This is a genomic window from Flavobacterium sp. FG68 (assembly GCF_057808895.1).
This window is the reverse complement of record NZ_JBMDIY010000051.1, coordinates 26,194-34,103: the sequence shown is the minus strand read 5'-3', so window position 1 is coordinate 34,103 and position 7,910 is coordinate 26,194. Positions and strand designations below refer to the sequence as shown.

6 protein-coding genes are annotated in these 7,910 nt (G+C 32.9%); 4 read left to right on the top strand and 2 right to left on the bottom strand.

Annotated features, from left to right (window positions below; translation table 11 throughout):
• Positions 1–251 precede the first annotated feature (251 nt).
• Positions 252–704, bottom strand: coding sequence for a DUF1810 domain-containing protein (locus ACODSB_RS22840; RefSeq protein WP_053471688.1), 453 nt, complete (start codon positions 702–704; stop codon positions 252–254).
• A gap of 175 nt (positions 705–879) precedes the next feature.
• The gene (gene rocD / locus ACODSB_RS22835; RefSeq protein WP_488938720.1) at positions 880–2,133 is read right to left on the bottom strand and encodes an ornithine--oxo-acid transaminase; all 1,254 of its coding nucleotides are present in this window, start codon (positions 2,131–2,133) and stop codon (positions 880–882) included.
• Between the two features lie 737 nt (positions 2,134–2,870).
• Here rocD and ACODSB_RS22830 point away from each other — a divergent pair.
• From ACODSB_RS22830 to ACODSB_RS22815, 4 genes are read left to right on the top strand one after another with little or no spacing between them, the layout of a single operon-like run.
• Positions 2,871–3,323: an Lrp/AsnC family transcriptional regulator gene (locus tag ACODSB_RS22830; protein WP_053471690.1), complete on the top strand. Its 453-nt coding sequence runs from the start codon at positions 2,871–2,873 to the stop codon at positions 3,321–3,323.
• A 19-nt stretch (positions 3,324–3,342) separates the two neighbouring features.
• A complete protein-coding gene (locus tag ACODSB_RS22825; protein WP_488938719.1) occupies positions 3,343–4,836 on the top strand; it encodes a M20/M25/M40 family metallo-hydrolase in 1,494 nt (497 codons plus the stop codon).
• A 12-nt stretch (positions 4,837–4,848) separates the two neighbouring features.
• The gene (locus ACODSB_RS22820) at positions 4,849–5,700 is read left to right on the top strand and encodes a cyanophycinase (RefSeq protein WP_073484957.1); all 852 of its coding nucleotides are present in this window, start codon (positions 4,849–4,851) and stop codon (positions 5,698–5,700) included.
• A 2-nt stretch (positions 5,701–5,702) separates the two neighbouring features.
• Entirely contained in the window at positions 5,703–7,901 is a 2,199-nt protein-coding gene (locus ACODSB_RS22815; protein ID WP_488938718.1) for a penicillin acylase family protein, read from the top strand.
• Positions 7,902–7,910 lie beyond the last annotated feature (9 nt).

Sequence of the window (7,910 nt, the reverse complement as noted above, 5' to 3'; positions counted from 1 at the left end):
GTTTGTTTTTCCATAACGATCTTTTTTTTTGTATCGCTATTTCAGGACAAGACATTTCTTAAAATAAAAAAACCATTCGTTTTCACGAATGGTTTTTTTATTTAAGAACATTTCTCATTTTAGATATATAATTTTGGTACAAGTTATGTAATAAACCAAAAAAGCCATTCTCCCCACAGAATGGCTTTTTCATTTAATAACAGATTCTAAGTAATATATAAAAGATAATTTTTAATCAATAATAATCCCAATTATGCTTCAGCTGGTACTTTCATTAATTCCTGAGCAATTGTCAAGGTAACCGGATCTAAATGCCCCGAATAAAAAGTATCTAAAAGTTCCTGAAATATTGGGTTTGCATTTTCTACTTGCGAAAACAAACTCAAAGACGAACGCAATTTACGTGCATCCAAATCTCCCAAAATAGTTTCAATAGATTTGGTTTTAAAGTTTAAAAGAAGCTGTGCAATCTCAACCAAATGTTTGGCTAAAATTGGGTGATTCAAATAAGCTTGTGCTTCTTCAAGATCAGCAATGGCGTAATATTTAGCAATATCACTTTTTCCTAATCCTTTTATCTGCGGAAAAATGAACCACATCCAGTGTGTTTCTTTTTTACCTTTTTTCAATTCAGAATAAGCAGTTAGGTAAAGTTTATTTTGTGCATCCAAAAAGCGCGTTAAATCATTATTTGCGTAAGCCATCTGTAATAAATTTATAAAGGTTCAACAAATATTTGCCGTCTTAAATTCTACAGTCAAAACTACTCAGGAAGTTAATTTTTAAATTACATAATTTTCGTCTGTTGTTATATAATTTATACCTCATAAAAAAAGCTGCATCATAAATGCAGCTTTCATTAATAACAAATTGTAACCTTTATAATTTAAATTCATTTAAAGATTTCTCAATGATTTCAAGACATTCTTTAATTTGATCTTCTGTCATAACTAATGGCGGAGCAAATCTAATTTTATTTCCGTGCGTTGGTTTTGCCAATAATCCGTTGTCTCTAAATTTCAGGCAGATTTCCCAGGCTAAATCAGAATCTTCACCGCTGTTAATCACAATTGCATTCAAAAGTCCTTTTCCGCGAACAAGCGTAATTAAGTTATTTCTCTCCGCAATTTCGTTTAAGCCTTTTCTTAAAATAACACCTAAACGTTCTGCGTTTTCAGCCAGTTTTTCTTCTTTAACCACTTCAAGAGCCGCAATCGCAACCGCCGCCGCAACAGGATTTCCTCCAAAAGTAGATCCGTGCTGACCCGGTTTAATAACATTCATGATTTCGTTATTACACAAAACCGCCGAAACCGGATAAACACCGCCAGAAATTGCTTTACCTAAAATCAAAATATCAGGCTGCACATTTTCGTGGTGAACCGCTAATAATTTTCCTGTACGCGCAATTCCGGTTTGAACTTCATCAGCAATAAATAAAACATTATGTTTTTCGCACAATTCTTTTGCTTTCGCCAAATATCCTTCTGTCGGAACATAAACTCCGGCTTCACCCTGAATTGGTTCCACTAAAAATCCCGCTATATTTTTTGATGATTCTAAAGCTTTTTCAAGAGCTTCAAGATTATCGTATTCAATTTTTATAAATCCATCTGTAAACGGTCCAAAGTTTTTACGAGCCGTTTCATCATTTGAAAATGAAATGATAGTAGTTGTTCTTCCATGAAAATTATTTTCACAAACAATTACCTGCGCTTGGTTTTCTGGAATTCCTTTTACTTCATACGCCCATTTTCTGCATACTTTCAAAGCAGTTTCAACAGCTTCGGCACCAGTATTCATTGGCAAGACTTTATCAAAACCAAAATACTTCGTTATGTATTCTTCGTAATTTCCTAATTTATCATTGTAAAAAGCACGAGAAGTCAGTGTTAAGGTCTGCGCCTGATCAACCATTGCTTTTACAATTTTAGGATGACAATGTCCTTGGTTTACTGCAGAATAAGCTGATAAAAAATCATAATATTTTTTTCCGTCAACATCCCATACATAAACGCCTTCTCCTCTTTCTAAAACCACAGGAAGCGGATGATAATTATGAGCTCCGTATTTATTCTCTTTTTCAATCAAAATTTCTGATTTTGACGAAAGGGTGTTTTCTGTATGTGTCATGATATTTAACTTTAAAAAAGCAAAAGTAATAAATTTTTTAAATATACAAGCTTAAAAAGTATATTTTGACTTCATAATAGCAATTAAAAAGTCAAAACAGCAGTTTTTAAAACAATATAGAATCAAATTTAATTTTTAGAAATTTTGACTTTATAATCTTTTATTAAAAAAAATGGCTACTTTTATGGTTATATAGTGTAGTCTCTACTGGACTAATTGCTGGGACGATATATTTAAAGCTACCGATATTTTATCTCTACGAGATATTTTTGAAATAATGGATAAATGTATGAAGTGGTTATATCATCGATAATTCATGACCATATGAGTTTTAGAAATAAAATGAATAACAGCGTAACTCCGTTAGGAGTTTAATATCGGTAGAAAAAAGAATAAGACAACGGTAAAATGTCCCGTAGGGACTATACAGTAAAACACGCGTTTATTTCAGACAAAATATTTTGAAAATAAAATGAATAACAGTGTAACTCCGTTAGGAGTTTAATATCGGTAGAAAAAAAATAATTTGATCACGCTAAATGTCCCATAGGGACTATATAATAAAACACGAATTCATAATATTCTAAAAACAAAACGTATAGGGGTTTAACTCCGTTAGGAGTTGCGGATCGGTAGAAAAAAATGATTTAATTACCGTAAAATGTCCCATCGGGACATCTGAAAAAAACGTATTTATTTTTAAACAATATTTGAAAAAATAAAATTAACATCACAAAATGGATAGTTTAGACGAATTTGATATCAATATAATTAAAGAATTAGAAAAAGACGGAAGAATGGCTTTTTCTGCCATTGCGGCCAATTTGAAAATATCAAATACAATGGTGCATCAACGGATTAACCGATTAATGGAACAAGGAATTATTGGCGGTATAAAACCCATTATTCAGGAAAAAAAAATAGGATTTGACTGGGCATCTTTTACCGGAATTACTTTAAACAAAGATTCTGATTCGGATAGAATTATCGAAGAATTAAAAAATATTCCCGAAATTACAGAATGTTATTATGTAACAGGTTCGTTTACGCTTTACATCAAAATTGTGGCAAAAAACCACGAACACATGCGAAGAATACTTTACGAGAAAATCGACAATATTCCGGGAATTGCAAAAACGGATTCTATTATTGAATTAGGCTGCGCTTTTAAAAGAAATATCATTTTATAATTAATTTATCTGGTGAAATATGTATCTACGTATATTGCTTTTATTTACCTTTTTTTGCTGTAAATCTTTGCTGTTTTCGCAGACTGCAGTTTCAAATCCATCTAAAAGTGATTTTACAAGAACACTTTCTATTTTAGCTTCTGACTGGTTGAAAGGACGTGGTACAACTCAAAAAGGCGGTTATATGGCCTCAGAATATATTGCGTCGATGATGGGTTTATATCAGCTGAAACCTTATAGTCCTGACAGGTATTTTCAAAATTTTAAAGTTTTAGAACATACCGTAAAAAAAGCGTCTTTTGAAATCAAAAAAGGAAACAAAACTATTGCACTTTCAGAGAATGATTTTGAATTAACACCAATCTCACAATCTTTACAAAAAAATGCTCAAGTCGTTTTTGCTGGTTACGGATTGAGCGTTCCTGAGGAAAATTACGACGACTATAAAAATCAAAATGTAAAAGGCAAAATAGTTGTTGTTTTGAGAGGTTTTCCAAATCATAAAGACACAACTTCGGCCGTCTATCAGAAATTCAAAAAACTGTTTCCGGAAGAAAATAATTTACAAGAAATAAAACTAAAAAATGCAATAAATAAAGGCGCTGCTGCTTTAGTTATTATCGATTATAATCAAAACTTTAGACTAAAAAATTCAAATCAAAATGATGTTTTTCATTCTTTAAAAAATGAATCTAGTGTTTCGATACCGGTTTTCAGATTGAGCAAATCAACAGCTGAAAAACTCTTATCAGACAATAAAATTTCATTAGAAACATTCGAAAAAAAAGCACAAAACCTTCAAACGGCTTCTGCTCTATTAAAAAACACAATTATTAATTTCTCTATTGATTTGCAGACTAGAACTTTTTCTGTTCGAAATGTTTTAGGAATGCTTCCCGGAAAAGACACCACAAAAACTATTATTGTTGGTGCACATTACGATCATTTAGGAATTAAAAATGACTCTATTTATTATGGCGCAGACGATAATGCATCGGGAACTTCTGGAATGCTCGCTTTGGCAAAAAACTGGTCAGAATCTAAAATACAGCCAAAATATAACATCCTTTTTGCATCCTGGACAGCCGAAGAAATGGGACTTTTAGGAAGCGAATATTTTGTTCAGAATTTGAATTTAAAAGATCAAAAAATCCTTCTCTGCATTAATATGGATATGATTTCGAGAAGTGCGCCCGAAGATAAAGCACGTAGAATTCTCAGCATCGGAACTGAAAAAGAAACCGATTATTTAAAGAAAATTGCCAGCGATAGCAACGCTAAACTTCAAAACCCGTTTACTTTAGATTTATGGGAAACCAACGGACATTCTGGAAGTGATTATGCGTCGTTTACCGCAAAAGGAATCCCGATAATGACTTTCTTTAGCGGTTTTCACGAAGATTATCATACACCGCGCGATATTGATTCAAAAGTAGATTTAGATAAAATACAGGATGTATTATTTATTGTCAACAATTCTCTTTTAAAATTTATAGAAAACCAGCCAAACTAAACACGATAAACCATGAAAAATAAGCTACTTATCAAATCGTTTACAATTCTTTCTTTGCTATTAACGAGCTGTTTTGTTCAGGCGCAAAATCCAAAGGGAAAATTATTTATCATTGGCGGCGGCGATCGTTCTGATGATTTAATGAAACAGGTTTTAGATGTAGCAGAATTAGGCAAAAAAGATTATATCGTGGTTTTACCGATGTCAAGCGAAGAACCGGACAGTTCGTTTATCTTTTTTAAAACACAAATGGTAAAACTAACTTCAAACCCAATTGTGATGCTGAATTTCAACAAAGAAACTGCACAAAATAAAACCCTTACAGATTCTGTTCAAAATGCCAAACTAATTTTTATAAGCGGCGGCGATCAAACCCGTTTTATGAAAGTTGTTCATAATACTCCCATAAAAACAGCAATTTTAAAAGCATATGAAAACGGAAGTACCATTTCTGGAACAAGCGCCGGAGCAGCTGTAATGTCTGAAAAAATGATTACCGGAAACCAAAAATTGCAAAAAGAATATACAGGAACTTTTTCTGTTATTAAATACGATAATCTCGAAACTGATGAAGGTTTGGGCTTATTAAAAACGGTCGTTATCGATCAGCATTTTTTAAAGAGAAATCGTTACAACCGTTTACTTTCTGCCTTGATTGAATTTCCTGATTTAACCGGAATTGGAATTGACGAAGCAACCGCCATTATTGTTAGAAATAATAAAGTTGAAGTTGCGGGAGAAAGTGAAGTGATTGTTTTCAAAAATCCAAAAGGCATTGTAAAAGCTAAAAAAGACAATTTAATTTCTATCGAAAAATTAGAAATGAGCATTTATACTGCCGGACAAAAATTTAATATCAAATAAACATGTTTCAGTATTCTAAAATCTTAAAAATAACTTTTTTAATCTGTTTTGGTTTTCAGCTTTCGGCACAAAAAATCAGTACGAAAGAAAGCCGCCGATTAGAAAAACTGGCTGAAAAAGTTACTATTATTCGCGATAATTGGGGAATTCCGCACGTTTACGGAAAAACCGATGCCGACGCTGTTTTTGGTTTATTGTATGCGCAATGCGAAGACGATTTTAAAAGAATCGAAATGAATTATATCGAAAAATTGGGACGTCTTTCTGAAATTAAAGGTGAATCTGTTTTATATAATGATTTAGAAATTAAACTTTTAATTGATGTTGATGAAGCCAAAGCTGATTATAAAAAAGCACCAGACTGGCTTAAAAAACTTCTAAAAAGTTATGCCGATGCCATCAACTTTTATCTCTATAAACATCCCGAAGTAAAACCGGCACTTTTAACGCATTTCGAACCGTGGTTTCCGCTTCTTTGGACTGACGGAAGTATTGGCGCTATTAGCACCGCAGATCTTTCTACCGGAGAATTAAAAGCTTTTTATTCTGGGAATACTGATAAAGTGGCGTATGTAGAAAGAGAAAAATATGTGCAAACAGGATCAAATGGTTTTGCTTTTGCACCATCAAAAACCGAAAGCGGGAATTCGATTTTATATATTAATCCGCATACCACTTTTTATTTCAGACCAGAAGTTCAAATTTCAAGTGAAGAAGGTTTAAATGTTTACGGCGCAGTAACGTGGGGACAGTTTTTTATTTATCAGGGTTTTAATGAAAATTGCGGCTGGATGCACACTTCTTCAAACGTTGATGTTGCGGATATGTATGCCGAAAAAATCACCAATAAAAATGGAAAATTATTCTATGAATTCGATTCTAAACTTTTACCTGTTATCGAAAAAGAAATCACGATAAAATATCTGGAAAAAGGAAAACTAATTCCAAAGAAATTTAAAACCTACACAACGAATAACGGCCCAATTATGGCCAAACGTGATGGAAAATGGATTAGCTTAAAATCAAATAATCGCTCGATGACAAGTTTGATTCAGAGCTGGGTTAGAACAAAAGCGGCCAATTTTGATGATTATAAAAAAGCAATGGATTTAAAAGCCAATACTTCTAATAATACGGTTTATGCTGACAGCAAAGGAAATATTGCATATTGGCACGGCAATTTTATTCCAATTCGGGATAAAAATTTAAATTGGGCAAAAGTTATTGACGGCTCAATTTCTGCAACACAATGGAAAGGATTGCATGATGTAAATGAAACTGTTCATTTGTATAATCCAACAAATGGCTGGCTTCAAAACTGTAACTCTACTCCATTTTCTGTCGCAGGAAATAATAGTCCGAAAAAAGAAAATTATATTCCATATATGGCTCCTGATGGAGAAAATTTTAGAGGTGTAAATGCCGTTAGAATTTTCAGCAACAGCGAAAAATATACTTTAGACAAAGTTATCGCGAATGGTTATGATACTAAATTATCCATTTTTGAAATATTAATTCCGAGTTTGATTGAAGTTTTCGAAAAAAATATAAAACCGGAATCTGTTGAATATTCAGAATTAGCTGAACCTATTTCAATTCTAAAAAACTGGGATTATTATGCCAAAGAAAATTCCGTCGCCACAACTTTAGCCGTTGAATGGGCATATAAATTAGACCCAATTATTCAGAAAGCTTATATAGATGAAGGAGAATTAGATCAGGTTGAAAACACTAAAAACTTTGCAAAAAATGCGACTGCAGCACAAATGATTCCGCAGCTGCAAACGGTTATAAAAGAATTGAGCTCAAAATGGGGAACCTGGAAAACCGCTTGGGGCGAAGTCAATCGTTTTCAGCGTTCAAACGGTGAAATTGATCTAAAATATGATGATAACCAACCGAGTTTACCAATTGGTTTTGGTCCAGGTTCGTGGGGAAGTTTGCCTTCTTTTAAAGCGAATTATCAAAATAATTCTAAAAAACGATACGGTTATAACGGAAACAGTTTTGTTTGTGCGGTTGAATTTGGTTCAAAAATAAAAGCAAAATCATTATTGGCAGGCGGAAACAGCGGCGACGCCAATTCAAAGCATTTTACCGATCAGGCAGAAATGTATCGAAACGGACAATTTAAAGATGTTTTGTTTTATAAAGAGGACGTTATTAAAAATGCCGAACGAACTTATCATCCCGGAAAATAATTTTGTTTG